This is a genomic window from Terrabacter sp. R4-6, from assembly GCF_057529065.1.
On sequence record NZ_CP197224.1, the window covers coordinates 3,378,305 to 3,402,439 of the forward strand.

The 24,135-nt window shown below is 70.4% G+C and carries 25 protein-coding genes, 1 tRNA gene and 1 riboswitch; of the genes, 15 read left to right on the forward strand and 11 right to left on the reverse strand.

All coding sequences use genetic code 11. The features are described 5' to 3' along the window. The first annotated feature begins 16 nt into the window (after window positions 1-16). The 3 genes from ACSSS0_RS15820 to ACSSS0_RS15830 all read left to right on the forward strand — a co-directional run bounded on the left by ACSSS0_RS15820 (window position 17) and on the right by ACSSS0_RS15830 (window position 2,655). Entirely contained in the window at window positions 17-712 is a 696-nt protein-coding gene (locus ACSSS0_RS15820; RefSeq protein WP_028785818.1) for an iron-dependent transcriptional repressor DtxR, read from the forward strand. 207 nt (window positions 713-919) lie between these two features. Continuing rightward, window positions 920-1,095: riboswitch (cyclic di-AMP (ydaO/yuaA leader) on the forward strand. A gap of 2 nt (window positions 1,096-1,097) precedes the next feature. Next, window positions 1,098-1,874, forward strand: a complete 777-nt coding sequence (locus ACSSS0_RS15825; RefSeq protein WP_435986988.1) for a C40 family peptidase — start codon at window positions 1,098-1,100, stop codon at window positions 1,872-1,874. Window positions 1,875-1,971: 97 nt separating this feature from the next. Beyond that, window positions 1,972-2,655: a DsbA family oxidoreductase gene (locus ACSSS0_RS15830; RefSeq protein WP_487228735.1), complete on the forward strand. Its 684-nt coding sequence runs from the start codon at window positions 1,972-1,974 to the stop codon at window positions 2,653-2,655. 59 nt (window positions 2,656-2,714) lie between these two features. Here the strand turns inward: ACSSS0_RS15830 and ACSSS0_RS15835 are convergent, their stop codons facing one another. Beyond that, complete coding sequence (locus tag ACSSS0_RS15835; RefSeq protein WP_487228736.1) at window positions 2,715-3,326, reverse strand: carboxymuconolactone decarboxylase family protein; 612 nt, start codon at window positions 3,324-3,326, stop codon at window positions 2,715-2,717. 491 nt (window positions 3,327-3,817) lie between these two features. Here ACSSS0_RS15835 and ACSSS0_RS15840 point away from each other — a divergent pair, with 491 nt between their 5' ends. Beyond that, window positions 3,818-5,605: a sigma-70 family RNA polymerase sigma factor gene (locus ACSSS0_RS15840; RefSeq protein ID WP_487228737.1), complete on the forward strand. Its 1,788-nt coding sequence runs from the start codon at window positions 3,818-3,820 to the stop codon at window positions 5,603-5,605. On the opposite strand, the gene ACSSS0_RS15845 is transcribed toward ACSSS0_RS15840, so the two are convergent. The 3 genes from ACSSS0_RS15845 to ACSSS0_RS15855 all read right to left on the reverse strand — a co-directional run bounded on the left by ACSSS0_RS15845 (window position 5,590) and on the right by ACSSS0_RS15855 (window position 8,660). Then, complete coding sequence (locus tag ACSSS0_RS15845) at window positions 5,590-6,126, reverse strand: STAS domain-containing protein (protein ID WP_487228738.1); 537 nt, start codon at window positions 6,124-6,126, stop codon at window positions 5,590-5,592. The genes ACSSS0_RS15840 and ACSSS0_RS15845 overlap by 16 nt on opposite strands. After that, window positions 6,123-8,324: an MASE1 domain-containing protein gene (locus ACSSS0_RS15850; protein ID WP_487228739.1), complete on the reverse strand. Its 2,202-nt coding sequence runs from the start codon at window positions 8,322-8,324 to the stop codon at window positions 6,123-6,125. The genes ACSSS0_RS15845 and ACSSS0_RS15850 overlap by 4 nt, the downstream gene beginning before the upstream one ends. Before the next feature lie 260 nt (window positions 8,325-8,584). Further along, window positions 8,585-8,660 (reverse strand) — tRNA-Arg (locus ACSSS0_RS15855). 559 nt (window positions 8,661-9,219) lie between these two features. On the opposite strand from ACSSS0_RS15855, the gene ACSSS0_RS15860 reads away from it, so the two are divergent. Further along, window positions 9,220-10,305, forward strand: coding sequence for an alpha/beta fold hydrolase (locus tag ACSSS0_RS15860; RefSeq protein WP_487228740.1), 1,086 nt, complete (start codon window positions 9,220-9,222; stop codon window positions 10,303-10,305). Between the two features lie 82 nt (window positions 10,306-10,387). Here ACSSS0_RS15860 and ACSSS0_RS15865 read toward each other — a convergent pair whose 3' ends face one another. After that, window positions 10,388-10,603, reverse strand: a complete 216-nt coding sequence (locus ACSSS0_RS15865) for a hypothetical protein (RefSeq protein ID WP_487228741.1) — start codon at window positions 10,601-10,603, stop codon at window positions 10,388-10,390. A 143-nt stretch (window positions 10,604-10,746) separates the two neighbouring features. Here ACSSS0_RS15865 and ACSSS0_RS15870 point away from each other — a divergent pair, with 143 nt between their 5' ends. Then, on the forward strand, window positions 10,747-11,340 hold the full coding sequence (locus tag ACSSS0_RS15870; RefSeq protein WP_487228742.1) for a GNAT family N-acetyltransferase: 594 nt from the start codon (window positions 10,747-10,749) through the stop codon (window positions 11,338-11,340). A gap of 549 nt (window positions 11,341-11,889) precedes the next feature. On the opposite strand, the gene ACSSS0_RS15875 is transcribed toward ACSSS0_RS15870, so the two are convergent. Next, window positions 11,890-12,168, reverse strand: a complete 279-nt coding sequence (locus ACSSS0_RS15875) for a hypothetical protein (protein ID WP_487228743.1) — start codon at window positions 12,166-12,168, stop codon at window positions 11,890-11,892. 81 nt (window positions 12,169-12,249) lie between these two features. Between ACSSS0_RS15875 and ACSSS0_RS15880 the strand changes: the two genes are divergently transcribed. Next, on the forward strand, window positions 12,250-12,684 hold the full coding sequence (locus tag ACSSS0_RS15880) for a hypothetical protein (protein WP_487228744.1): 435 nt from the start codon (window positions 12,250-12,252) through the stop codon (window positions 12,682-12,684). A gap of 1,304 nt (window positions 12,685-13,988) precedes the next feature. Here the strand turns inward: ACSSS0_RS15880 and ACSSS0_RS15885 are convergent. After that, window positions 13,989-14,345: a hypothetical protein gene (locus ACSSS0_RS15885; protein WP_487228745.1), complete on the reverse strand. Its 357-nt coding sequence runs from the start codon at window positions 14,343-14,345 to the stop codon at window positions 13,989-13,991. Between the two features lie 533 nt (window positions 14,346-14,878). Between ACSSS0_RS15885 and ACSSS0_RS15890 the strand changes: the two genes are divergently transcribed. Further along, the gene (locus tag ACSSS0_RS15890) at window positions 14,879-15,481 is read left to right on the forward strand and encodes a DUF1349 domain-containing protein (RefSeq protein ID WP_487228746.1); all 603 of its coding nucleotides are present in this window, start codon (window positions 14,879-14,881) and stop codon (window positions 15,479-15,481) included. A 143-nt stretch (window positions 15,482-15,624) separates the two neighbouring features. Here the strand turns inward: ACSSS0_RS15890 and ACSSS0_RS15895 are convergent, their stop codons facing one another. After that, window positions 15,625-16,119: a DUF6326 family protein gene (locus tag ACSSS0_RS15895; RefSeq protein WP_487228747.1), complete on the reverse strand. Its 495-nt coding sequence runs from the start codon at window positions 16,117-16,119 to the stop codon at window positions 15,625-15,627. Window positions 16,120-16,363: 244 nt separating this feature from the next. Between ACSSS0_RS15895 and ACSSS0_RS15900 the strand changes: the two genes are divergently transcribed. Further along, a complete protein-coding gene (locus tag ACSSS0_RS15900; protein ID WP_487228748.1) occupies window positions 16,364-17,422 on the forward strand; it encodes a sensor histidine kinase in 1,059 nt (352 codons plus the stop codon). Then, on the forward strand, window positions 17,419-18,075 hold the full coding sequence (locus ACSSS0_RS15905; protein WP_487228749.1) for a response regulator: 657 nt from the start codon (window positions 17,419-17,421) through the stop codon (window positions 18,073-18,075). The genes ACSSS0_RS15900 and ACSSS0_RS15905 overlap by 4 nt, the downstream gene beginning before the upstream one ends. A gap of 137 nt (window positions 18,076-18,212) precedes the next feature. Here the strand turns inward: ACSSS0_RS15905 and ACSSS0_RS15910 are convergent, their stop codons facing one another. Beyond that, the gene (locus ACSSS0_RS15910; RefSeq protein WP_487228750.1) at window positions 18,213-18,959 is read right to left on the reverse strand and encodes a hypothetical protein; all 747 of its coding nucleotides are present in this window, start codon (window positions 18,957-18,959) and stop codon (window positions 18,213-18,215) included. 218 nt (window positions 18,960-19,177) lie between these two features. On the opposite strand from ACSSS0_RS15910, the gene ACSSS0_RS15915 reads away from it, so the two are divergent. Further along, window positions 19,178-19,693 (forward strand): hypothetical protein, encoded by a 516-nt coding sequence (locus tag ACSSS0_RS15915; RefSeq protein ID WP_487228751.1) that lies wholly within the window; start codon window positions 19,178-19,180, stop codon window positions 19,691-19,693. A 330-nt stretch (window positions 19,694-20,023) separates the two neighbouring features. After that, window positions 20,024-20,176 (forward strand): hypothetical protein, encoded by a 153-nt coding sequence (locus ACSSS0_RS15920; RefSeq protein ID WP_487228752.1) that lies wholly within the window; start codon window positions 20,024-20,026, stop codon window positions 20,174-20,176. Between the two features lie 5 nt (window positions 20,177-20,181). On the opposite strand, the gene ACSSS0_RS15925 is transcribed toward ACSSS0_RS15920, so the two are convergent. After that, window positions 20,182-20,601, reverse strand: coding sequence for a MarR family winged helix-turn-helix transcriptional regulator (locus ACSSS0_RS15925; protein WP_353357721.1), 420 nt, complete (start codon window positions 20,599-20,601; stop codon window positions 20,182-20,184). A 73-nt stretch (window positions 20,602-20,674) separates the two neighbouring features. Between ACSSS0_RS15925 and ACSSS0_RS15930 the strand changes: the two genes are divergently transcribed. Further along, window positions 20,675-21,757: a methyltransferase gene (locus ACSSS0_RS15930; protein ID WP_487228753.1), complete on the forward strand. Its 1,083-nt coding sequence runs from the start codon at window positions 20,675-20,677 to the stop codon at window positions 21,755-21,757. A gap of 1 nt (window position 21,758) precedes the next feature. Then, a complete protein-coding gene (locus ACSSS0_RS15935; RefSeq protein WP_353357717.1) occupies window positions 21,759-22,157 on the forward strand; it encodes a DUF1304 family protein in 399 nt (132 codons plus the stop codon). A 355-nt stretch (window positions 22,158-22,512) separates the two neighbouring features. Here the strand turns inward: ACSSS0_RS15935 and ACSSS0_RS15940 are convergent, their stop codons facing one another. Continuing rightward, window positions 22,513-23,022 carry an NUDIX domain-containing protein gene (locus ACSSS0_RS15940; protein ID WP_487231215.1) on the reverse strand — a complete coding sequence of 170 codons (510 nt, stop codon included), beginning with the start codon at window positions 23,020-23,022 and terminating at the stop codon, window positions 22,513-22,515. A gap of 81 nt (window positions 23,023-23,103) precedes the next feature. Between ACSSS0_RS15940 and ACSSS0_RS15945 the strand changes: the two genes are divergently transcribed. Next, window positions 23,104-24,093, forward strand: a complete 990-nt coding sequence (locus ACSSS0_RS15945; protein ID WP_487228754.1) for an aldo/keto reductase — start codon at window positions 23,104-23,106, stop codon at window positions 24,091-24,093. The last annotated feature ends 42 nt before the right edge of the window (window positions 24,094-24,135 follow it).

Here is a 24,135-nt window from a genome sequence, read left to right on the forward strand (position 1 = left end):
CTGAGAAGGTATGACCGTGACGGACCTGATCGACACCACCGAGATGTACCTGCGCACCATCTTCGAGCTCGAGGAGGAGGGCATCGTGCCCCTCCGCGCGCGCATCGCCGAGCGTCTCGGCCACTCGGGCCCCACCGTGTCGCAGACCGTCGCCCGCATGGAGCGCGACGGTCTCGTCGCCGTCTCGGGCGACCGCCACCTCGAGCTGTCCGACCACGGCCGGCTCCTCGCCACCCGCGTCATGCGCAAGCACCGGCTCGCCGAGCGGCTGCTCGTCGACGTCATCGGCCTCGAGTGGGAGTACGCCCACGACGAGGCCTGCCGGTGGGAGCACGTCATGTCCGAGAAGGTCGAGCGCAAGATCCTCGGCCTCATCGGGGAGGGCCTCGAGTCGCCGTACGGCAACCCGATCCCCGGTCTCGAGGAGCTCGGGGTGCGCCAGGACGAGGACTTCCTCACCGGCCTCAGCACCCTGACCGCCGCCGTGGGAGCCGCTCCGACCGTCGTGACGATCCGGCGCATCGGCGAGCCCGTCCAGGTCGACCCCGAGGCGCTCGCGCTGCTGACGAGCGCCGGCGTCGTGCCGGGCGCCCGCGTCGAGGTCGTCCGTGACGGCGGTCGGGTCCTGGCCGTCCGCGAGGGCAGCGAGCCCTCCACCGGTGTGTCGCTGCCCGACGACGTGGCCGTCCACGTCTTCTGCCAGGCCGCCTGAACACGCCGTATCCGGCAGGGTTTGCCCCCGTCTGCGGGGTCGTTTTGGCATGCCTTGCCACACCTCGTCCGGCCCGGATCCGAGGTCGCTGAAAATTCTTTGACTTCCGGGAACTCGAAGGTGACAAGGCACAGGTACTTGGGTACGGTGGGCGAACTTGCTCTCCCCGTCGAGTGAGTGCCCCGGGTCGGACCGCCTAGTCCTGCCATCGACCTGAGGCTCAGTACGAACCGCATGGCAGGAGCGGGGGAACCACTTTCTCCGGGCGTCGAGAGACGCCCTCGGGGTGAAGCCCTCCGTGGACCGATCACGGTCCGAGCGAAGGCCGGGCAGTACCTCCAGCCCGAACCCGACAGCTCACCTCGTAGGCGTCGAGAGGTCAAACGTGGCTCAGAACGTTCCCGGGCGCCACCGCGCCCCCGGTCGCTTCAACGCGATCTCGGAGCTCAAGACGATCGCCAAGGAGTCGGCCCAGCCCGCCGTGAAGGGTGCGGCCATCGTCGCGGCCTCCGGTGGCCTCGTCGCCTCGTTCGCCGGCACGGCGAACGCCGCTGACGGTTCGAGCAGCGCCGTCGCGGGTCCCGCGGCCGTCGGCCCCGCCGCCGGCACGCTCAAGGCCGGCAACGCCCTGTCGGCGATCGGCTACGCCAAGCCCGCCCTCAAGCAGGCCAAGGTCAAGCCCGTCGTCATCGAGGACGTCAAGGTCAAGACCGAGCGCGCCGCGAAGAAGGCCGCCGAGAAGGCCGCTGCCGAGCGTGAGGCCGCGCAGGAGCGCGCGTCGCGCTCCGGCTCGACCACGCGCGCCGCCCTCAACGTGGCGCCCAACCCCAGCGCCACCGGCATCGTCGGCATCGCGCAGTCCTTCTTCGGTGTGCCCTACGTCTACGGCGGCACGACGCCCTCCGGCTTCGACTGCTCGGGCTTCACCTCCTACGTCTACCGCCAGGCCGGCATCTCGATCCCGCGCACCGCGTCCGCGCAGGCCGCGGCCTCGACGCCGGTCAGCAACCCGCGCCCCGGCGACCTCGTCTTCTTCGGCTCGCCGATCTACCACGTGGGCATCTACGTCAGCCCGGGCCGCATGATCGACGCCCAGCGCCCCGGCACCGTCATCGGCAACCACTCCATCTGGACGACGCCGTCGATGTACGGCCGCATCTGAGCGGTCACCTCTCACGCCTCACGACGAGCCCCCACCGGATCCCGGTGGGGGCTCGTCGGCTTCCCGGCGACGCGAGCGTCCGTGGTTGACTGAGTCGATGACCGACCACTCAGCCGCCGAGTCCACGACCCTCATCGAGCTCGACATCTGGAGCGACCTGGTCTGTCCCTACTCCTGGGTCGCGAAGCGCCGCGTCGAGGCCGCCGTCGCCGCGTTCGAGCGTCCCCACGACGTCACCGTGCACCTGCGCTCCTTCGAGCTCGACCCCGACGTCCCGGCGGGCGGGTCGGTGCCCGTCAGCGAGCACCTGTCGGTGCGCCACGGCGGCGACGCGGGTGCCGGTCGGCTGATGAACGCCAAGGCCAGCGAGGTGGCCGTGGCCGACGACCTCGTCTTCGACTGGGACCGCGCCGTGCGCGCCAACACCTTCGACGCCCACCGGCTCTGTGCCCTCGCGGGCGAGATGGGCGGCCCCGCGCTGCGCTCCGCGGCGGTCGAGCGCTTCCACTCCGCCCACTTCGTCGAGGGCCTCGCCATCGACGACCGCGCGGTGCTGCAGCGCCTCGCCGGCGAGTGCGGGCTCGACGAGCGACGGGTGTCGGCGGTCCTCGCCTCCGACGAGTACGCCGAGCAGGTGCGGACCGACGAGCAGGAGGCACGCTCGATGGGCGTCACGTCGACGCCGTTCGTCGTCGCCAACGGGTATGCCGCCGTGAGCGGAGCGCACCCGGTCGAGGACTACCTCGCCCTGCTGCGCGGCGTCGCCACCCACACGGTCTGACCGCGCCCGCACCCACGGTGCGGCCGACCCGGGAGCCGGGCGGACGGCATACGCCCAGGTCAGGAGGGCTGGTCAGCGGCCGGACGGCCGAAGGAGACCGCCTCGTCGACGGCCGGTGGCGCCTCGGCGCGCAGCTGGTGGTCGGGGAGCGGCCCGAGCGCGTCGTTGACGGTCGAGAAGGCCCGACGCAGCGCGACGAAGACGGTGATCGCGAAGATCTGGCGGTCGTCGAAGCCGGCCGCCCGCAACGGCTGGAGGTCGGCGGGAGTGGTGGCGTTCGGGTTGCTCGCGACGGTCCTGGCCCAGGTCGCGAGAGCGGCGTCTGTGGGGTCGAGGGCATCGTCGTCGCCACGGAGCACGGCCCCTGCGACCTCCTCGCCGGCAGCGGTGGCGAGACGGCCACCCCACGCGAGCGCGCAGTACGAGTCGCCGATGGTCGAGGCGGTCGCGGCGACGAGGATGCCGCGCTGCCGGAAGGTCAGGCCGGCGACGGAGACCATGTCGGCGAGGAGGCCGAAGAGCGCGTCATGGGCGGCGGGGGACTGGGCCCAGACCCGGCTGAGGTTCATGACGTAGCCGTGGTCGGTGACGTCGCTCGCGAAGTAGGCCTCGAGCTCCGGCGTCAGCGCCGGCTCGGTGAGGAAGCCGTGGCTCGGGTCGGTCGCCGTCATGCTCTGCTCCTCGGGTGAGGGGTCGTGGAGGCTTCATCGTCGCACGCGGCGTCGGGCCGGATCAGTCTCTTGCGCAGGCGGCCCCGGGCTCGGTGGGTGCTCCCGTCCCCTCCTCGGGAGCACCCACCACCCGTCGGACAGCCACCCCGTCGCGGCCGTCCGTGATGCGCCCACGCCATGGCCCCCACGGCCCGCCCGGGTCCTGGCCCGAGCGTCCGGCGCGGCGCATCACCGGGGAAGACGTCGCGGCGGGCCAGGTGTGTCGCAAACGCACGCAAATCGCCCGGCGTGGCCCCAACCCTGTACATCTGCGGGCATGTCGCGCCATGATTCGGACCCTCGCGCGTCTCCAGGGGAGAGGATGCGTGAGGTGCGTTGCTGGACGCGCCCTCGGGTCGGGGACGGGACCCGGCGCCCCGTCACGCACCCGGTGGAGCGTGGGTCGAGACAGCCGGCGAGACGTCGGCATACGGGTGGGGGAACAGAGGATCGTGGAGCGGGCGCACGACGAGCACGACGGCGCGGCAGGCGAGCCCGTGTCGGGGACGGACGACGGCGTACGCGTGGACGGACCCGAGAGCGACGCGGCGCTCGTCGACCGGGTGCGCGCGGGCGACGACTCCGCCTACTCGGTGCTGTGGTCACGGCACGAGCCGGCAGCCCGACGCCTCGCTGCCCGCGTCGCCTCACCGAGCGACGTCGACGACCTCGTCAGCGAGAGCTTCACCCGCACGCTCGATGCGCTCCGCAGCGGGGGCGGGCCCGACACGGCCTTCCGGCCCTACCTGCTGAGCACGCTGCGCCGCGCCAACATCGACGTCGCGCGCCGCTACACGAACCGGGTCGTGCTGACCGACGACGAGACGACCTTCGACACGCGCACCGCGGCCTCGGCGGAGGACGAGGCCGTCGACGCGGAGGAACGCGACACGGTCTGGGCGGCGTGGCGATCGCTGCCCGACGAGTCCCGGTCGCTGCTCTGGCGCCTGGTCGTGCACGAGGAGAAGCCGCACCAGATCGCCCCCGGCCTCGGCACGACGCCCAACGGGGTGGCGAGCCGGAGCAAGCGGGCGCGCGAGCGGCTGCGCCAGACCTTCCTGTCCGAGCTCGTCGCGAACGCGGGCGACGCCGAGTGCCGAGCGGTGCGGCGCCAGCTCGGAGGCTACGTGCGCGACTCGCTGCCGGTCCGGGCCCGCGAGCGTGTCGACGGGCACCTCGACGGCTGCGCCCGGTGCCGCGCCGCGGTGCTCGACGTCGTCGACGTCGACGCGGCGATCCGGCTGCGCGTCGCACCGGTGCTCCTGCCCGGGGCGTTCGCCGTGGCGTCCGGCGTCGGTGCTGCGGGCGCGGTGGGCGCAGGCACGGTTGGCGCTGGTGCGGCGGGTGCTGGTGCGGCGGGTGCTGCGACGGCGGGCGCCGGGGTGGCCTCGGCGAGTGCCGGCGCGACGGTCCCGGTCGCCGTGGGGGTGGCCTCGCTCATGGACGGTTTCGACGACGTGGCCGGCCTCGCCACCGAGGGCGGCGGTGCGTCCGGTGGCTCGGGCGGCGTCGCCGGTCGCGTGCTGTCGGTGCCGGCGCGCTCCGCGGCTGCGGTGCTCGCTGCGGCTGCGCTCGTCGTCGCTGCTGCCCTCTTCCTGCTCCAGCTCCAGCCGACAGGACGGGTCGCGGCCGATGCGCCGGTGGGTCGTGACTCGTCGGCAGGAGCGGCGGACGGGACGGAGTCGTCCTACCCGGCCGAGACGTCCAGCTCCGCGGTGCGCACGTCGACCGCGCCCCGACCCGTCATCGGCGTCGCGACGGCCGAGGGCGTCTCGCGCTTCCAGTCGTCGGGCGGGCGGGTCGGGAGCGCCGAACTGCAGACCGGGTCGCCCTCGAGCCCCGCGCCGACCTCGACCGCGGCGAGCGCCACCTCGACGCGCAAGCCGAGCCCGAGCACGACGTCCACGAGGCCGTCGACCCCGACGACGAGCGTCTCGCCGTCTCCCGCAGCCGTCGGCACGGTGACGAGCCTGACGGTCACGCCGAGCGACCGCGGCTACCTCGCCCACCTCGAGGCGCCGACCGGCTGGCTCATCACCTCGGTCCGCGACGTGCACGGCGCACGGGTCGTCGAGCACGTCGGCCCGCCGACGACGCAGTTCGACGGCCGGCTACGCGGTGGGGAGCTCGTCGTCGAGGTCACGCGCGAGCGGCCCGCTCTCACCGGGGACCTCGTGGCCCTCTTCACCGACCGCTCGGGGACGACCCTGCCCGGGTCAGGGAGCTACCCGCTGCGCTGACCGCCCTCGGTAGCCGTGGCGTCGGTGTCACCGGGGTCGGTCTCAGACGCGGCGGGCGTGACGGCATACGACCCCGAGCTGCTCGTCGGCCCCGTCCCGTCCGGGTCGGGCGCGTCTGCGGTCGGCGGGGGCTGGGTCGGGGCTGGCGCGCCGTCCCGCGGGAGGGCGGCATACGCCGTCGGGCCCGGGAGGTCGGGGGCACTCTCGTCGACGGGGATCACCTGGCTCAGCCGGGTCAGCTCGACGACCGCGCGGATGGGGGAGGCGTCGGGGACGACGAGGCGCAGGTCCTGCCGGCGGTCACGCAGGCGCTGGGCGAGGCGGAAGAACGCGGCGATGCCGCCGCTGTCGAGGTAGGTCGTGGCACTGAGGTCGACGACGACGAGCGTGACGTCGTCGGGGACGGCGTGTCCGAGGGCGTCGGTCAGCTCGCGCGAGTTCGACAGGTCGAGCTCGCCGGTGATGCGGACGAGCTGGGTGGTGCCGGCGCGGCGCGTGTCGACGCGGGCGAGGTCGCTCATGCCTCGCCCCCGATGTGGACGCGGCGACGCAGACGGACGTCGGTCCCGCCGGGGGTGTGCTCGACGTCGACGTCGTCCATGAGCGCGTCCATGAGCTGGAGCCCCCAGCCGCCTCCGCGGTCCGCGGCCGGGCGCCAGTGGCCGTGGTCGCGGACGCGCACCTCGAGCGCGTCGCCGTCGAGCCGGGCCTCGACGACGAGCTCGCCGCCCGCTACGTCGCCGCTGTACGCGTGCTGGACGACGTTGGCGCAGGCCTCCCCGCACGCGACGAGGACCTCGTTGACGTCGGGCTCGGAGACGGAGGCCTCCTTGAGCCACCGCCGCAGCGCACTCCGGACCTGCACGAGGTTGCGGGCCTCGGCGGGCAGCCGGACGTCGAGCTCGCCCTCGACCGACGGCACGGGTCGCATGGCGAGGATCGCGACGTCGTCCTCGACGTGCTCCTCGTCGAGGAAGGTGTCGAGGAGGCGCTCGCAGAGGGACTCGATGTCGTCGTCGGGGACGGCGGAGGCCTCGCGGTCGAGCCGGTCCAGGCCGGCGGTGAGGGAGACACCGCGCCGCTCGACGAGCCCGTCGGTGTAGAGCAGGAGCGTCGCCCCCGGGGGCAGGACCTGGCTGGCCTCGGTGAACGAGCCGTCGACCGTGACTCCCACGGGCGGGGAGAGGGCGCCTTCGAGGTAGGTGCCGTGTCCGTCGGCAAAGGCGAGCGCGGGCGGGTGTCCGGCGTTGGTCCAGCGGATGCGCCGGGTCGCCGGCTCGTAGACGAGGTAGATGAGGGTGACCATCTCGGGGACCGGGAGCTGCGCGACGAGCTGGTGGACCCCGTGCATGACGGCGGGAGGAGACGGGTCCTGGAGGGCGTACGCGCGCAGGGCCATCCGCACCTGGACCATCGTCGCGGCAGCGTTGAGGCCGTGTCCCGCGACGTCACCGATGGCGAGCCCGATGAGGCCACCGGGGAGCTGGACGACGTCGTACCAGTCGCCGCCGACCTGCACGTCGGCGGTCGCGGGCACGTAGCGTGCGGCGAGCGAGACCCCGGGCACGTCGGGGAGCCGGTCGGGCAGGAGGCTGCGCTGGAGGGTCTCGGCGATCTGGTGCTCGCGCTGGGCCCGGGCCTCCTCGTGGCTCAGCTGCTCCTGGGCCTCGGACCGCTCCTGGATCTCCTGGACGAGCCGGGTGTTGGCCGCCGACAGCTGGGCCGTGCGCTGCTCGACGCGATGCTCGAGCTCGGACGCGGCGGCGGCTAGTGCGGCCGCGGTCTGCATCCGCTCAGTGACGAGAGCGGCGAGGAAGAAGGAGGTGAGAGCGACGCACGCGTTGAAGGCCTGGAGTGTCACCATCTGCTCGAGCAGCGTCTTGCCCTCGAAGGGACCCCGCTCCCGGGTGGCCGCCGCGGTGGCGAGGAGCGTCGCGATCAGCGCAGCAGGAGCAGCTCCCCGCAGCTGGAGGCGCCAGGCGGCCCAGCCCAACAGCGGGAGGGTGAGGAAGAAGATGTGCAGCCCCGTGGTCACGGCGGTAGCCACGACGAGGGTCGCGACGACGAGGATCATCAGGGCCTCGAGCCACAGCCGCAGGGGCCAGCGGCGCTGCTCCCGGAAGAGCGGCAGGCACAGCAGGAACGGCGCGACGGCGAGGACGCCCATCGCGTCACCGGTCCACCACACCGCCCACGCGGCGGGGAGCTGCGCTGGCGTGATGGAGCCCGACGCGAGCAGGGTCGCGGCGCCGATCGTCGCGCTGACGAGCATGCTCGCGAGGGCACCGAGGAAGACGATCGCCAGCGCGTCGCGCTGGCGGTCGAGCTGGCGGCGGAAGCCCACCCGCAGGAGGAGGGTGACGGCGACGACCGGCGCGAGGGTGTTGCCGACGGCCGTGACGGTGGCGGCCAGCGGGTTGGCGCTGATCGGCAGGTTGACGGCGAGGGCCGCCACGGCGACGGCCGGCCAGTAGGACCGCCCGAAGACGACGAGGGCGGCGACGGCGACGCCGGTCGGCGGCCAGAGCGGCGTCACGTCGTTGCCGACGAGGGAGAGGGAGAGGCCCAGGCGGGCCCCGAGATAGTAGGCGACGGCGATGGCGGCGAGGCGGACGAGACGTCGCGGCGGGGCGACGGCGGGGGAGATGTCCGGTGTGTCCGTGCCGTCCGGGTCCTGGGTGGCGTCGGTGGGCAGGCGGGCAGGGCCCGAGGTGTCCACCGCCCCCACGCCTGTCGTCATCGTCGGGAGCAGTCCAGCCGCCCACGCCCCGCCATGGCAGTGACTCTAGGAGCACCGAGTGTCGTGTGACGAGCGTTTCGTCCACCGAGTGTGTGGCAGCCGAGCGCAGCAGTTCAGCGCGGGTCGTGCGTGACGAGTGTCGAGGATCGGCCGAAGTAGCTGTCACGCATCACCCGAAACACTGACACGCGTCCGGCCAGGCCCGGCGTCAGGCATCAGGCGAAGTCATACACGCTCGGTGGTGCCCCCGGCAGGATTCGAACCTGCGACACCCGCTTTAGGAGAGCGGTGCTCTATCCCCTGAGCTACGAGGGCGGGGCATGGCTGAAGCCCTCCGTGGAACCCTCGCTGCAACGATCGCTGTAACCCTCGCTGTAACTCGGGCCGTCTGGGCGGCCAACGGGGACAGGCTACTGGACCCGAGCGGCGGTCTCGCGCCTGGCTGCCAGTAGCACCGAAGGCACGCACCAACAGCGGCATAAGTGTGCGGCGGCTCGGGACACGCCTGAGCACCGGGGCAAGATGTGGGCGCGCGAGGACAGCAGCCGCACTAGACGGCTGAGGCGACGGCCTCATCCCAACGCTCAGGTGCCAGATCTTCACCGGAGCTGGTCATCCGAGGCAGCAGGAACCCGTCCTCGCCTGGGCCGCCCGGCAACGAGCACGGTCGCTCGACTGTGGAACGACCATCCCTCGGTGGAGGAGACCGTGGCGCCGTGCAGGGCCACGGACGGCTGTCCGGGGCCCGTCTGCCGTCAGTGTTGGCGGCAGCACGTCCGAAGACCCAGTGTCGTCACGCGCACAGACGCCGGGCCCGGTCACGGCCATCGTTGAGGGAGCCGCCGACACCGCAGAGACACCGAAGGAGGCCGCCATGACCACCTCCACCGATTACACCGGTCATAGCGCCCGCGCGAAGCAGGTTCGGTCCGGGCGGGCCGTCGCGTCCGGCGTCTGGCCCGAGGTGAGCGGTTCAGCGCTGCGCGGCGCGTCCGACGAGCGGGCCGTTGATGTTCCGGCCGGCGTGGAAGGCACGCTGCTCGAGAGAGGAAGAGCCATGCCCGAGATGCGGTGGTCCCGACCTCGCACCGTTGCGGTGGCGGCGCTCAGCATGCTGGTCGCGTTGCTTGGGTGTACGACAACTGACCCGGCGTCATCGCCCGGGGCACGGGCCACGCCGGCACTCACCTCGAGTGCGGCGACGCTTGAGGCCGAGCAGGACCTCGTCGTCGACGGTCACCACTTCAAGGCGCAATGCACCGGCCGGGGACGATCAGTGCTGCTCGTCAACGGCTACGACGCCACCATGGACGAGTGGGCGGACGTGCCCACCCGTCTCGGCGCCACCGCCCGCACCTGCATGTACGACCGCCTCGGGACCGGGCGCAGCGACGCACCGCCCCCGACCCAGACGTTCGAAGACATCGCGGACGATCTCGACGGGGTCATCTCGGCCCTTCGGCTACCTCGTCCGGTCGTCGTCGTCGCGTCGGACCTCGGCGGGCCGATCGCCCTTACCTGGGCCGCGCACCACCAGTCTGACGCGCGTGCCTTGGTGATGCTCGATACCATCCCGCCGGGCTGGCGGGCTGTCTTGCCCACCCTGTTGCCGCCGCCGGACCCGGGTGACCCCGAGCTGACCGGTCTCCTTGAGGCTGTGCGCCGCTTCGACGACCCAGTAACCAACCGCGAGAGCCTCGACCCGACATCGTGGGCCGCCTACGACCGGATCAGCGGCCTTGACGTTCCGCTCTGGGTCCTCGTCGCCGACGTGCCCCCACGGCTGCCTTGGGCCGTGGACGCCGCCACGTTCACGGCGGCGTGGCAGGCCGGGCAGCGCCGGTTGGCCAGCCTGTCCAGCGACAGCCACCTCGTCACCGCGACGGACGCCGACACCATCATCTGGCTGGGACGCCTCGACCTGGTGCTGTCAACGGTGGCCGACGCGCTGAACCGCTGAAGGGGCCCGTCGACCCACGTGCCCTGCTCAGCGCGGCATGGTCGGACGTCCCGTCCTCAACGCGGCATGACCGGGCAATCCCTCATTCGCTGAGTCCTACCTCGAAGGACAGCTTGGGGCCGAGCAGCGTCCTGAGCCGGTCACGGCTCGCCGGCGAGACCTCATGCAGCACCGCTGCGACCTCTTCGAGTGCTCGCAGATCATCATCGGCGGTGAAGGTGTCCTCGCGTTCGTCGATGTAGTCGACGAGTACGCGCAGGGCGCGGGCGAGTAGTTCTTCGAGGTCGTCCGCGCCCATGGCACAGACAGTAGCTGGCTCTTCAGCGTCCGTAGGCCGTCGAGCTCAGTGCCCTGTCGGCGGCACGTGCGGACGAGTCCTGACGCCCTGTTTCTAGACGTGAATCTGGGAGTCGTGTTTCGAGGCCGCTAGGAGTACGTGTGATGCTGGCCGCCATGACGGTTCACCCCGAGATTGTCGTCGCACGCTGGACAGGTCACGGCGCATCCTCTGAGAGCGAGCTCGCGGGGTTGCTGGCTGCCTACCATCTTCAGACCGAGGCGGAGAAGGGCTTGGCCGCTGTCGATCTAGCCGAGTTGCCAGAGCGATATCGGGCCGAGGTCCTGGAGCCCAGCGCCGCGTTCGCCGACGACATCGTTTTGGTGGCGATGAGCGGGGGAGTGGCTGTGGGCTGCGCGGTGGTGACGGCACCAGCCCAGCGACGCACGGAGATCAAACGGTTGTGGGTGGACCCGGCTGTGCGTGGCCGAGGTGTCGCGTCGGCCCTGGTCAAGGCCTGCCTGGAGCATGCCGCGGATGTCGGCGTCGACACCGTTCGGCTGTCGGTGTGGGCGTGGCGGACGGATGCCCTCCGGGTCTACGAGCGGATCGGCTTCACCGTGGTCGACTCCTGGGACTCGCGGGACCGACTGGTGTGCATGGAGCACGCTGCACCCCTCCAGAATTCACTCCTGAGCCGAGGTCCGCCGTGGCCCTCGAAAGTGGCGACAGCTGCGCTGCCGCGCACGAGTGGCTGACAGCTGACGCCCCCTTCAGAAAGCCCCGCAGATGAGTGTCGCTCGTGCTGCTCGCGGCATGTCCGGGCGTCTTGACTCATCGTTTGCTTCAGGGTGATTGGCCGGACGTTGAGTGGATCGGTCGTGCATCATGTCCCTGTGCAGCGTGAAACCGACGGACCCAGGCAGCTTGGGACCGTGCCGTCGAGGCGCAATGGTCAGTGGGGCGCGCTCTTCCCGACGCTCGTTGCCGCCCTCTGGATCTCTGCGACGCTCACTTATCTGTGGGACACGGCGTCCCACGCCAGACTGAGCGCACTGATTCTCTTCAGCGTGGCCTTCGGGCTCGGACTTGGGCAGCTGCCCCCGGTGAGGAGTCTGCTGCGTGGGGGACGACCGCGCCGAACAGATGAAGGCACCGACTGACATCCCGGTCACAGGGACGTTCTGTCGAGGGCTGCGGTCCAGCGTCGCATGACAGCGCGACCTGAACGGGTGCGCACTCGGCTCAGCACGGTCGCCCTCAGAGCGGCATGATCGGGCGAGCGTAGCCGCCCTCAACGCGGCAGATCAGGACGTTTGGTCTCGCCCGAGTGTGGACGTCAGAACGCTCTGCCAGTCGTCACCAGCAAGGCCGCCGTTCACCAGCACGTCTCGCCAGTCGACGGCCGCGAGTTCGACTTCGCGTCTGAGTTCCGCTAGGTCGCCGCGCGCTGCCAGGACGATCGCGGCCTGCACTCGTTCACTACCCGACGCGTCGGCCAGAAGGCGCACCACCTCTTCTGCCGAGCCGGCCTGCGGAAAGTCGCGAACGATGCGGTGATGTAACCGGCTGGACACGGCTGTCATGTCTGGAGTCTGCCGCACCGAGTTCTGAGGAGGGCGCGACTCGCGGCAAATGCGGACGTCTCGTCGGGCAGACTCAGGGCCATGAGGATGCGGTCGATCGTGGAGGCGGTCGAACAGTCTGTCGACGAGGCTCTCGCGGGCACCCCCTGGGAACCCGAGCCGAGGCTCCGCGCCCAGGTCGAGGATGAGCCGCACGAGTGGCCTGTCCACGAGGTCCGTCTCGTGTGGTGCGGTTCCTACGATGCCGTCCGCCGCCTCTACCCCTACTTGCCGCAGTCTCACGGCAACGAGTCCGGAGGGTGCGTAGACCTGTGGGTCCACATCGACGACGGAGGCGCCCTGAGCGAAGTGGACTTCGAAGGGCGCTCGCTGTCCGACACCTTCCGGCTGATGCAGAGACCAACCGAAGCTCACGAGGTCGATGGCCTGCTCGGGCTCCCCGCCAACGCTGTCGCTCCTCGCTTGGCGCGACATCTCGAAGAGCTGTTGAACGAGGGCCGCGGCACCAGCGGCTAGCCCACCGCGGCAATGTCGGACGTCCCGTCCTCCGAGCGGCAGAAGCGGACACTCAGTGAGCGCCCGGCAGGGACCATTCTCGCCGGGGCCGGGCCTCAGCCCTTCGAGTCCCCGCCCGGCTGTGCGGCAGCATCTTGTCCGAACGCGCTCACTTCTCGGTCGGCCGCTTCAATCCGAGCTGCCAGATTCCGCTTCGTCCAAGCGTCCATTGCGCACAGACCAACGAAACCCATCCAAACGGCGGCGCCAAGAAGGCTGGGACGTCCGCCGTCGACCGTGCTCGCGATGCCACCGATCAGACCCAGCAATCCCACAACGCCACCGCACAGAGCGCTGAAAGCAGCTCCCCGACGCAGGTCCTTACTTCGCCTGCGTCTGGACTGCTCAGCTGCCGGGATAGCTCGGCCGAACGGCCAGTTCGCGAAGTCATTCACTGCCCACCAGACCTTGGACAGAGACCTCGGTGCCATGACGGCAGCGTACGTCGCCTGAGCGGTGGCTAACGGATTGAGCAGGTTCATGGCTTCATTGCCTGGTCGCGGCGACAACCGGAACGCCCGACGGAAGGGCGACAGACCGAACTTGGACTAGCGCTACGCGGCAATGTCGGACGTCCCGTCCTCCGAGCGGCAATGTCGGACGTCCCGTCCTCCGAGCGGCATGACAGTGCGTTGATGAGCCACAATCGCTGGATGGCACTGGCCGCGTGGCGATGGTGGGACGTGAGCCCTGAGGACGGTTGCACACTCGTCGAGTACATGGCTGCGGCCGAAGGTGCGAGCGCCTTGGCGCGCGTCGCCTCCGGCAACCCTGTGGCTCAGCGGCGAACGACGAGGCGTCTTCTTGCCGACGGCGGCGCGCACCAGGTAGATGATCGGGATGCCCGGCTGGCCCTATCCGAGCCCGGTCGCTTGCTTTGGCGAGAGAGCGGCACAGACGACTGGACGCTGATCTAGCTTCCTCGCTGAGTGCGGCATGGTCGGACGTCGTCCGACGAGCGGCATGGTCGGACGTCGTCCGACGAGCGGCAGAAGGGGATGTCTGTGGCGGGAGGTTCCCATGCTTGCTGCACCTCACCCTGATCTTCGGACCTCTGGTCGGGCGGCGTCTTTGCTCGATCTGCGTTGATTCCTGGCGCCCCCTGGAGAGTGCCTTGTCCGCCGACGGGGTCAGGGTAAAGCTCGGTGGGCAACGATTGTGCTGAACTCGATCGCCCCGTGCGGTACCCAGGAGGTTGGCCGTCGGAGAGTGGGTTCGGGCCAGATATCGGGACCATCGGCCCTGCTAACGGGCACGCCACTCCGTCACTGTGTGGACATGGGCAAGGGGACCTTGGGCGGTCGTCTGACCACTCGGACGATGCTGCTGTCGAGCTTGACGTCGGTTGGGCTGGTTCTTGCGGGCTGCGGCAACGCCCCGGTCGGGGGATCGGTGTCCCCGACAGCCACCGTGACGCCGATCAACACCTCCGCCGGCACGGTGACGGCAGCGACCCCGTCGATGACCAGAAGCAGAGCTGTTCCGACGTCCACCACATCACCCACACCAACCGCATCGCCCAGGCCGACCGTGTCGAGCGGGACACCCCGGGTGCCCACATCAGCCGACCTTCCCCCCGGGTTCTCCACGCCCGAGGGCGCCATCCGGGCCTGGATGGCCAAGCGGGGATACACCTACGCCGGCGACTGTAGAACGACCCGACTAGAGACAGACGCCGGCAAGTATTGCTCGTCGCTCTTCGAGCGGCGGGTCGGTCAGCGCATTTACGGCATCGGGCCCACCTTCTCGGAATACACCACCTACATTCTTCTCACACAGTCCTCCGGCCAGTGGCGGGTCACAGCGACCGCCAAGGACGATGGGACTTCGCCGCCGCCGTGGTGACGGGACGGCGCACCGCAGCCGTGACGCTTTGGCGCTGGCGGAGGCGTCATTGAAGGCCGCTCAGATGACTCCCGCCCTTCCCGTCGCTGGCGTGCACTTGGCTCTTGGGAGGCCTTGAAACAGGTGCGGCGCCAGGTCGTCCCATGCAACGGGCCCCCGAGGTGGTCCTGGTGGAGCAGGGCCACGAAGATGGATGCGACGAGGCTGAGGGCGACCGCTCAGCGCCCGCCGGCCAGAGGGTCGGACACCCGCCGCAGGGTTGGACGTCCACTGCAACCGCGCGAACCCGCAGTCGTGAAAGAGTGAATCCGTGACCGACCGAGGACCGGCTGACGGGTGGCGTACGGGTTGGCGGCACCTTGATTGGCTGAACCCACCCCCGCAGGTCTCCCGCGACCAGGACGACCTGCTGGTCACGGCGGCGGAGGGCAGCGACCTGTGGCGAACCACCTCCTACGGGTTCATCCACGACACAGGCCACGCCCTGCTCGCGGACTTCCCCGACGGGACGGCCGCTGAGGTCACGTTCATCGCTGACTTCTCAGCCCAGTTCGATCAGGCGGGCCTGCTGATCCGTGCCGACGCTGAGCAGTGGATCAAGGCCGGTGTCGAGTTGGCCGACGGCGTCCTGCAGCTAGGAGCAGTCGTCACGCGGGGTGTCTCGGACTGGTCGGTCGCCCCCGTGCCGGAGTGGTTGGGCCACGCCGTCGTCGTACGGGCAAGTCGCAACGGCGACGCACTCACGGTCCGGGCCCGAAGCGGCGACGAAACCTGGCGGCTCGTGCGCGTAGCACCCTTGCCGCCCGGGCCTCTACGCGTGGGACTTCTGTGCTGCGCGCCCACGCGCTCGGGCCTTGTCGTGCGGTTCACCGACCTGCGGCTCGTCGAGGCGGACCAGTCTCTCCACCCCTGAGCAGACCGAGGCGTCGCGGACGAGCGCGCGTATCGGCACCATCGCTCGCAGAGCTGCAGCGCGGACGTTGCTTGCCGACCACGAGCGAACGAGTCCAGACGGAGTGCACATGACTCTCAATAGGACCTGGACCGTCCCTGACATCACGCGTCCTGCTGAGCGCGCGCGTTTTCACGGTGCCGGCTGGAGGCCGTGGTCGCCGAGGGTGCGGTGCGGGGCCAGGTCCAGGCGTACCGCACGATGAGGGCGAGCAGGACCAGCTCCAGCACGACGCCGAGGCCGTAGAAGAGCAGGTAGAACCCACCCGCCACGTTGAAGACGGTGAAGGGGACGAACAGCGAGGCCACGACGAGGTTCGTCGTGCGGTTCACCCGGGCGGGCAACGTCATCGAAAGCACGACCATGAAGATCGGGATGGCCAGGACGGTCAGCACGGTGGTCGAGAAGGTCTGGGAGAGGTCGAACTCGTAGACCTTGCCGTCGAGGATGTCGGTGACGGTGCCGGGGGTGTAGAAGCCGAGGATGTCCACGTAGGCGTAGAGGAGCATGAAGCCCGTCCACGCTGCGGCGAGCTTGGCCTGCACCGGGATCGGTCGATCGACCAGTGCGGTGGCGCTGAGGGGTTGACGTGTGCTCATCATGGGCTCCCTTGTCGTGGTGAGGAATCGGTGCGTCCACGATGACCGGTCGCCACGGCGGACACCTCCGCCCGACGGCTGGATCCCACCTGGCCGAAAGGACGGTCTCTCCCTCGTCCTTTCGGCGGGTCCGCCGGGGCGCACCGGACCCTAGGCTGGGGTCGTGGTCACCGTCGGGCGCTCCATCTGGCACGAGCCGCAGCCTGCTCATGCCCCACCCGTTGGTCGGCTCGACTGGCTGCTGGTGGGAGTCTTCGCGGCCGCCTCGCTGGTCGAGGGGGTCGTCCGGCCGGGTCTGGCCTGGCGACCCCTGGTGACGGTGCTCGCCCTGGCGCTGGTCCCTGCCCTGCTCCGGCGGCGCGAACGCCCGCTGCGGGCTGCGCTGGTCGGGTGGGGCGTCGCCGGGCTGCTCTCGGGCCTCCGACTGGCCGCGCATCCAGGGGACCTCTCGCTCTACTCGATGACTGCCGTCCTGATCCTGCTCTACGCCCTCGTGCGGTGGGGCTCGGGCCGGGAGATGGTTGTGGGGACCGCCTTCGTGACGGTCGTCGTCGCGCTGGGGATGTACGCCTCCTCCACGGGAGCCGCCGACGTCCTCGGCGGGAGCGTCCTGCTGCTGTCGGTCGTCGCCCTCGCGGCGGTGTTCCGCAACCGGGCTGACCTCTGGCACCGCCAGCAGCGTGAGATCCGCAACGAGGAGCGGGTGGGTCTGGCTCGCGAGCTGCACGACATCGTGGCCCACCACGTCTCCGCCATCGCGGTGCAGGCGCAGGCCGGTAGCCTGGTCGTCGGCACCCAGCCCGAGAAGGCTGCCGAGGTGCTGGCCGCGATCGAGTCCGAGGCGTCGCGGACTCTGGCGGAGATGAGGTCCATGGTGCGCGTGCTGCGTGAGGAGGACGCCGTCGCCTACTCACCGCAGCGGGGTGTCGCGGATCTGCCTTCTCTGGCCCGCGCCGACGCGACGCCCACCGTCGAGGTCTCGCTCCAGGGATCGTTGACCCGGCTGGCACGACCCGTGGACGCCGCGCTCTACCGGCTCGCGCAGGAGTCGTTGACCAACGCCGCCCGGCACGCCCGGAGCGCGACTCGCGTCGGAATCGAGGTGCGCCGGGAGGGCGACGCCGTCAGGCTTCGGGTCAGCGACGACGGACGGGCCGAGCCGGGTCCGGCGCCGCAGCCCGGGTTCGGCCTGCTGGGCATGGCCGAACGCGCGCAGCTCCTCGGCGGGTCCCTCTCCGCCGGGCCGGAGCCGGGCGGAGGCTGGTTGGTCGAGGCCGTGCTGCCGGCGGGGGCGACGGCATGAGCGTCCGTGTCGTCGTGGCCGACGACCAGGACCTCGTCCGGACCGGGTTGATGATGATCCTCGACGCGCAACCCGACATCGAGGTCGTGGGAGAGGCGGCAGACGGCCTCGCGGCGCTCGACCTGGCGACCAGGCTGCGGCCCGATGTCCTCCTCGTCGACATCCGGATGCCCGGGCTCGACGGCGTCGAGGTGACGCGGCGTCTGGCCGGACCGGACGTGGCGGACCCGTTGGCGGTCGTCGTGATCACCACTTTCGACCTCGACGAGTACGTCCTCGGCGCGCTGCGCGCCGGCGCCCGCGGCTTCCTGCTCAAGGACGCCGGGCCAGCGCTCCTCGTGCAGGCCGTCCACGCGGCGGCCAACGGCGACGCGCTCATCGCCCCCAACGTCACCCGCCGGTTGCTGGCCACCTTCGCCGAGCAGGCGCCGCTGGCACCCGTTCAGCCCGTCGACCCACTCACCGAACGCGAGGAAGAGGTACTCGCACTGGTGGCACGGGGCCAGACCAACGCCGAGATCGCGACCGAGCTCTTCGTCGGCCTCAGCACCGTCAAGACCCATGTTGCAGCCTTGATGACCAAGCTCGGCGCCCGCAATCGTGTCGAGATCGCTATGTGGGCACACAACACCAGACGCATCAGAGCCGATTAGAGGGCACGGGCCGCAGCGTGGGCACGGGAGGGGACCTGCCCTCAGCCCGCCACAACCCCACAGCCACATGGTCGGACGTCCCGTCCTCAACGCGGCAGAAGCGGAAGTTGCACACTTCCTTCTTTTTCCGGCTGTCCTCAGCGGGTGCGGGCGGTCGTCGGCCGGGTCGTGGCGTCGAGAAGCACTAATGCTCCCGTCTGTGGGGCCGGCCTACCCGGGGCGCTGACGTACGCGATCACCCTGCCAGGTGAGGGGCGCAGCACGTGAGCGCTGGCGAACTCCAGGACCGTGGAGGCAGAGGGGCCCTGCACGTAGATCGTCAGCTGATCATTTTCGACGAAGGGGCCGCGCACCGTCATTCCCGCTCGCGGGTCCGCGGCCGAGGCCCGGGAGAGGATCTGAGGCAGCTCGCGCCACCACATGACAACGGGTTTCTCCGTCCCGTAGGAGCCAAGGACGAGCCGGACTTCGACATGGTCAGGCGGGAGCTGCCCGCGCTGGTATCGGGGCGCTGGAGGCAAGCCGTCTGCGGCGATGGTCCAGTTGTCCGAGCTGCAGGCGCCCTCGCGGCGGGCGACCACGGTGCCCTGCAGGTCGCGAGCCACCAGCTGCTCGAGGTCACACTGGTAGCTGCTGGCTGGCCAGTACCCCTTTGTGGGCCACACGAGTGAGGCCCGCCCGACCTCACCCGGCGAGCTCGGGGTGTCCGCGCGCTCGATGAGCAGCGGGCGACCGGTCTCGTTGGTGACGTTCAGGTACGGATATGGCTCCCGCAACCCGTAGAAAAGCAGCCCCATCAGCGCCAGATAGCCGACGATGCCCACACCGATGATGATGAGGGCGACCCGCAGCGCCTTGCCTGCGACGGCTTGAGTCCCTCTCATCACGCCCCCTGTCTCTGGGCGGCCACGTTAGAAGCGGCAGTGGCTCCGGGCTGCCGATCACCAGACAGTGTGCGGCAATCGTGACCTGACGACTGCTGGTCGCCGGCAACGCGGAGCGTCGCGAACGCGCGGTGAGATCTGACGAGCGCTCACATCGACACGACAACTCTGCGGCAGGTGAGTGCGATGCACTTCCGGAGCGTGCAGGATGTCTGTTCGTGCCTCACGACTCCATGCCGACGCTCGAATCCCGGCTCCGACAGATGGCCTCGGAGGAACAACGTCGGACGGCGACCGAGCTCGCGTCCGTCGTGCTTCCGCTCGCAGAACTGGGTTCGCTTGGACTGCCACCGGGGGGACTTGGTCCTATCGCCGACGCGATTTGGGCCCGGACCAGCATCACGTCAGTAGACGAGGCGCGCCACGCTTTGATGACCATGCCGGAAATGGGCCGGGACGAGGAGCCCGAGGATGTTGCCTCCTGGTTCGCGTTCGGGGCAGTCGTCGCTTGGGTCTACGCGGCCGATGCGAACACGACCTCACCCTCCGACGGGGTCGTCCACACCTTCAACCGCGTGTCCGAACTTCTGGACGCGATCGACGAGGATCTCGGGGATACCCAGCTGCTGAACGAGCTGCTGCTTGTGATGAACGGCATGGGCAGGACGACCGAGCCGTGGGCCACGCTGTCCCGAGGCGTACGGGAAGCCGTCGATCGACTCCGCCCTCGCTAACTCGAGGTTGCCAGAACATCGACACGATCGCTCGGGGAGCGGCAGATCCGTGCGTTACCCGGGAAGATGGATAGGTGACGAGCCGCGATGCCATGAACGCCTACCTCCTTGAATGTGTGGCGTTCTTCGACGAGGTGCGGGACGTAGTTCCGGCCAGCGACTTGGCAGATGCCCGCTCCCTGCTTGATCATGGCGAGCCTGCCGAGGGCGTTTCGATCTTGGCGTGGGTGCTAGCGCAGGAGGGCGTCGCGGTGACGGACGAGATGGCGGCAAGAGTCCGACGCCTGACTGCCGAACTGATCCGGCATCCGCGACCCGACGTCCCTCTGGATGGAGCGCATCGGTGCTCCGGGCAGCCGCGTGCACGTCCATGAGCCGGTGCGGATCTCGTCGCGCGCTGCCCGTTGGGCGGCACCGGTCTACCGCCGCTTCTTCGACCCCGACGGGCGGCCGCGCCGACTGCGCGGGACGGCGGAGTTCTAGGACCCTCAGGCGTAGGGGTCGGTGATCTCGCGCAGCTTGAGCAGCCCCTCGCGCAGCTGGCCCGCGAGCTCCGGACCGAGGTGCTCGGTCCACTCCCGCTCGACCGCCATCACGACCTGCATCGCCTGTCCCGCCGCCTCGCGCCCGCGCTCGGACATCCGGATCAGCCGGGCACGGCCGTCGCTCGGGTCGGGCACGCGCTCGACCAGCCCCTCCCGCTCGAGCGCCGCGACCAGGAGGCTCGCCGTCTGCTTCGTCACCTGCGCGCGGTCGGCCAGCTCGGTCAGCCGCGATCCCTCGTCGGCGATCCGCTGCGCGAGCCGCGACTGCGCCACTGTGACGTCGTACCCCGCCTCGCGCATGGCGCGCTGGACGCGCTCGTCCATCGAGCGGTAGGAGACGAACATGAGCGTGGCGAGGTCCATCGCATCCCTTGACGTAGTCAGCAATGCTGACCATTATGGTTAGCATTGCTGACGATCATAGGCGAGGTGCCCCGTGACCAGACTTCCTCCCGTGCGCGTCGTGCGCGCGGCCAGCGGGGTGCGGACCGCGATCCAGGGACTGTCCAGGCGCATGGTGCCGCCGGAGGTCGGGGCGCTCGAGCTGGGCGCGGCCTTCATGGCGACCCAGGCGGCGTACGCCGTCGCGCGGCTCGGCGTCGCCGACGCCCTGTCTGCCGGGCCGCGCTCCGCCGCGGACGTCGCTGCCGACCTCGGGACGGACGCGGACGCGACCTTCCGGCTCCTGCGCGCCAGCGCGACGTACGGCATCGTCCGCCACGTCGGCGACCGCTTCGACCTCACGGCCGTAGGTCGCACGCTCCTCTCCGCCGCACCTGGCTCGATGAGGTCCGTGGTGCTGATGATCGGCGACCCGCGCTACCAGGCGGTGTGGGGCCAGCTGCCCGAGGCGGTGCGAACCGGCGGTCCCCGCGCCGAGGCGGTGCACGGCGTCTCGATGTGGGAGCTGCTCGACCGCGATCCCGACTACGCGCAGGACTTCAACGACGCGATGGGCCGGCTGACGCAGCTCGACTGGCCGACGGTCGAGGCGGTCTACGACTTCACACCCTTCGGCACGATCGTCGACGTCGGCGGCGGGCACGGACAGCTGCTCGCGCTGATGCTCGGTGCGGCACCGGCCGCCGACGGCGTGCTGCTCGAGCAGCCGAGCATGGTCGGACCAGCCGAGAAGCACCTCGGCGACGCCGGCCTGCTGGACCGTTGCCGCCTCGTCGGCGGCTCGTTCTTCGAGACTGCGCCCGACGACGGCGACCTCTACGTCCTGCGGCGGGTCGTGCACGACTTCGACGACGACACAGCAGTCGAGCTGCTCACCAACCTCCGCCGGCACATGCCGCCCGGAGCGACGCTCCTGTTGATGGAGAGCGTCGTACCGGCTGGCGACGAGCCGCACTTCGCCAAGTCGCTCGACCTCGACATGCTGCTCTTCGTCGGTGGTCGTGAGCGCACGGAGGCGGAGTTCGCCGCGCTGCTCGCCCACGCCGGCTTTCGGATGACCCGCGTCGTACCGACCATCTCGACGATCTCCCTCGTCGAAGCCCGACCGGAGGCCTGACATGGACCTCCTCGCCCAGCTCTGCACAGCGGTCACCGCCGTCATCCTGATCGCCGTCTTCCCCTTCGAGGCGTTCCTCATCGACCGGCCGTGGGTGCAGCGCTTCCTCTGCATCGAGCCGCACGGCATCGCCAACGTCCACCTCTGGTCGTTCTGCATCGGCGCCCGCAACGCGCTCGCCGGGATCGGCGCGCTCGTCGGGCTCTGGATCCTCCACTACGGCGACGAGTCGACCGGCGTCACCGTGGTGGTCACCGTGCTGATCTACATGCTGCTGTCGTCGCTCGCCATGGGCGTCGCCGACCTGCTCGGCTTCTGGCGACCGCGCGGCGGCAGCGTCCGCGGAACCGTCGCCTCGTCCGTGCTGCCGGCGTTCTCCCTGCTGGTGATCGCGGTCTGAGCAGTTCAGCGGCGCATCAGCAGCGCCGAGTCGCCGAACTCGTGCCAGACATAGCTCGCTCATCGGCATGACAGGGAGAGTGCTTCTGCGTTCCCTGGCCGCGCTGGGCCGACCCCGCCCACTGCGGCACGACTGCCGGGTTCTCCGGTCACCGCAGGTCAGCGGGTTCCAGCCATACGCCACGAGGGCGTGGAGCGGCTGAACCTTCGTTCGAGATCTCGCGCGACGAGGCCCGCCGGGCGGAGCGACGGGGACAGTTCATTGGACCGCAGCGGCGCTCTCCCGCAAGACTGCCGGTGTGTCCGCAGCCTTGCGAGTCATCGGCGAAGGGAGCGGACGCTCACGGGTTGGTGGATCACAGGCCCATCGTCACCGGCGTGGCTGGGATGTCACCGGCGATCAACGCCGCCAGAGGTGTGGCGATGTCGCGAGGGGAGAACAGGTCGGGTCCGTCGTATCCGGCGATGTCCGAGTGCCGCCACCAACGCATCTCGCTGATGTGCTCGGCGGCCAGCTCGTCATCGGACAGGGCGCCTCGGGCCTCGAAGAGCGTCGTGCGGACGAGGAAGTAGTCGTTGACCAGCTCGTCGTAGCCGTCCGGACGGCCGGGGGTCGCGACTTCCTGGTGCCAGACGTGCGGCGGATCAGTGTCGACGACGAGGCCCGTCTCCTCGTGCAGCTCGCGGCGCAGAGCCTCCAGAGGCAGCTCACCCCGCTCGACGCCGCCCCCGGGGGCCGCCCACACGCCCGTCGCGCCGGTCGGGACCGTCGGGTGCGGAAAGCTGAAGCGGCACAGGAGGACCCGGTCGCCGTCGGCGAGAATGAGAGCCCGAACTGCGTGTCGACGTCTCGCCGTGGCAGGCATCTCGTTCACCAAGAGATGATCAGGGCGTCAGGGGCAGGCCGCAAGTCGGCCCCACCCCGAACACGACCAAGGAGAACACGCATGCAGCCACGCACTCTCGGCACCGGGGGCCTCGAGGTCTCCGCCCTCGGCCTCGGCTGCATGGGCATGAGCCAGTCCTTCGGCCCCCGACCCCCACGGGACGAGATGGTCACGTTCCTGCGCGCCGCGGTCGAGCGTGGCGTCACCCTCTTCGACACCGCCGAGGTCTACGGCCCGTTCCACAACGAGGAGCTCGTCGGCGAGGCGCTGCAGCCGGTTCGCGACGACGTCGTCATCGCCACGAAGTTCGGCTTCGCCTTCGACGAGAACGGCGCGCAGACGGGCGTCACGAGCCGGCCCGACGACATCCGCGCCGCCGTCGACGGCTCGCTGCGACGACTGCGCACCGACGCCATCGACCTGCTCTACCAGCACCGCGTCGACCCCGATGTCCCCATCGAAGAGGTCGCCGGCACCGTCAAGCAGCTCATCGAGGCCGGCAAGGTGCACCACTTCGGCCTGTCCGAGGCAGGAGTCGGCACCATCCGGCGCGCCCACGCCGTGCAGCCCGTCACGGCGTTGCAGAGCGAGTACTCCCTCTTCTGGCGCGAGCCGGAGGAGGCGATCCTGCCCGCCCTCGAGGAGCTCGGGATCGGCTTCGTCCCGTTCAGCCCGCTCGGGCGGGGCTTCCTCACGGGAAAGGTCACCGCCGCCACGGAGTTCGGCGAGGGGGACATCCGCGCCTCGCTGCCGCGCTTCGAGCGGGAGGCCCTGCAGGCCAACCTCGCCCTCGTCGACCTCGTCACCGCGGTCGCCGAGCGCAAGGGCACGACGGTCGGTCAGGTAGCGCTCGCCTGGCTGCTCGCGCAGCATCGGTGGGTCGTGCCGATCCCCGGGACCCGGCGGCTCGAGCGACTGGACGAGAACCTCGGTGCTGCCGACCTCGTCCTCACGGACGAGGACCTTGCCGAGCTCGACGCCGCCTCGACCGGCGTGCAGGTCCTCGGCGACCGCTACCCCGAGGCGATGCAGCGCATGATCGACCGCTGAGCCCCCCGCACAGCGGCCGGCCCGGACACCCGTGAGAGGGTG

Excerpts from the sequence above, each read along its gene's own strand:
- ACSSS0_RS15830 (WP_487228735.1), top strand. The coding sequence starts at position 1,972 with ATGACCGACCACTCAGCCGCCGAGTCCACGACCCTCATCGAGCTCGAC.
- ACSSS0_RS15835 (WP_487228736.1), bottom strand. The coding sequence starts at position 3,326 with ATGACGGCGACCGACCCGAGCCACGGCTTCCTCACCGAGCCGGCGCTG.
- ACSSS0_RS15845 (WP_487228738.1), bottom strand. The coding sequence starts at position 6,126 with ATGAGCGACCTCGCCCGCGTCGACACGCGCCGCGCCGGCACCACCCAG.
- ACSSS0_RS15860 (WP_487228740.1), top strand. The coding sequence starts at position 9,220 with ATGACCACCTCCACCGATTACACCGGTCATAGCGCCCGCGCGAAGCAG.
- ACSSS0_RS15865 (WP_487228741.1), bottom strand. The coding sequence starts at position 10,603 with ATGGGCGCGGACGACCTCGAAGAACTACTCGCCCGCGCCCTGCGCGTA.
- ACSSS0_RS15870 (WP_487228742.1), top strand. The coding sequence starts at position 10,747 with ATGCTGGCCGCCATGACGGTTCACCCCGAGATTGTCGTCGCACGCTGG.
- ACSSS0_RS15875 (WP_487228743.1), bottom strand. The coding sequence starts at position 12,168 with ATGACAGCCGTGTCCAGCCGGTTACATCACCGCATCGTTCGCGACTTT.
- ACSSS0_RS15880 (WP_487228744.1), top strand. The coding sequence starts at position 12,250 with ATGAGGATGCGGTCGATCGTGGAGGCGGTCGAACAGTCTGTCGACGAG.
- ACSSS0_RS15895 (WP_487228747.1), bottom strand. The coding sequence starts at position 16,119 with ATGAGCACACGTCAACCCCTCAGCGCCACCGCACTGGTCGATCGACCG.
- ACSSS0_RS15905 (WP_487228749.1), top strand. The coding sequence starts at position 17,419 with ATGAGCGTCCGTGTCGTCGTGGCCGACGACCAGGACCTCGTCCGGACC.
- ACSSS0_RS15910 (WP_487228750.1), bottom strand. The coding sequence starts at position 18,959 with ATGAGAGGGACTCAAGCCGTCGCAGGCAAGGCGCTGCGGGTCGCCCTC.
- ACSSS0_RS15920 (WP_487228752.1), top strand. The coding sequence starts at position 20,024 with ATGGAGCGCATCGGTGCTCCGGGCAGCCGCGTGCACGTCCATGAGCCG.
- ACSSS0_RS15925 (WP_353357721.1), bottom strand. The coding sequence starts at position 20,601 with ATGGACCTCGCCACGCTCATGTTCGTCTCCTACCGCTCGATGGACGAG.
- ACSSS0_RS15935 (WP_353357717.1), top strand. The coding sequence starts at position 21,759 with ATGGACCTCCTCGCCCAGCTCTGCACAGCGGTCACCGCCGTCATCCTG.
- ACSSS0_RS15940 (WP_487231215.1), bottom strand. The coding sequence starts at position 23,022 with ATGCCTGCCACGGCGAGACGTCGACACGCAGTTCGGGCTCTCATTCTC.
- ACSSS0_RS15945 (WP_487228754.1), top strand. The coding sequence starts at position 23,104 with ATGCAGCCACGCACTCTCGGCACCGGGGGCCTCGAGGTCTCCGCCCTC.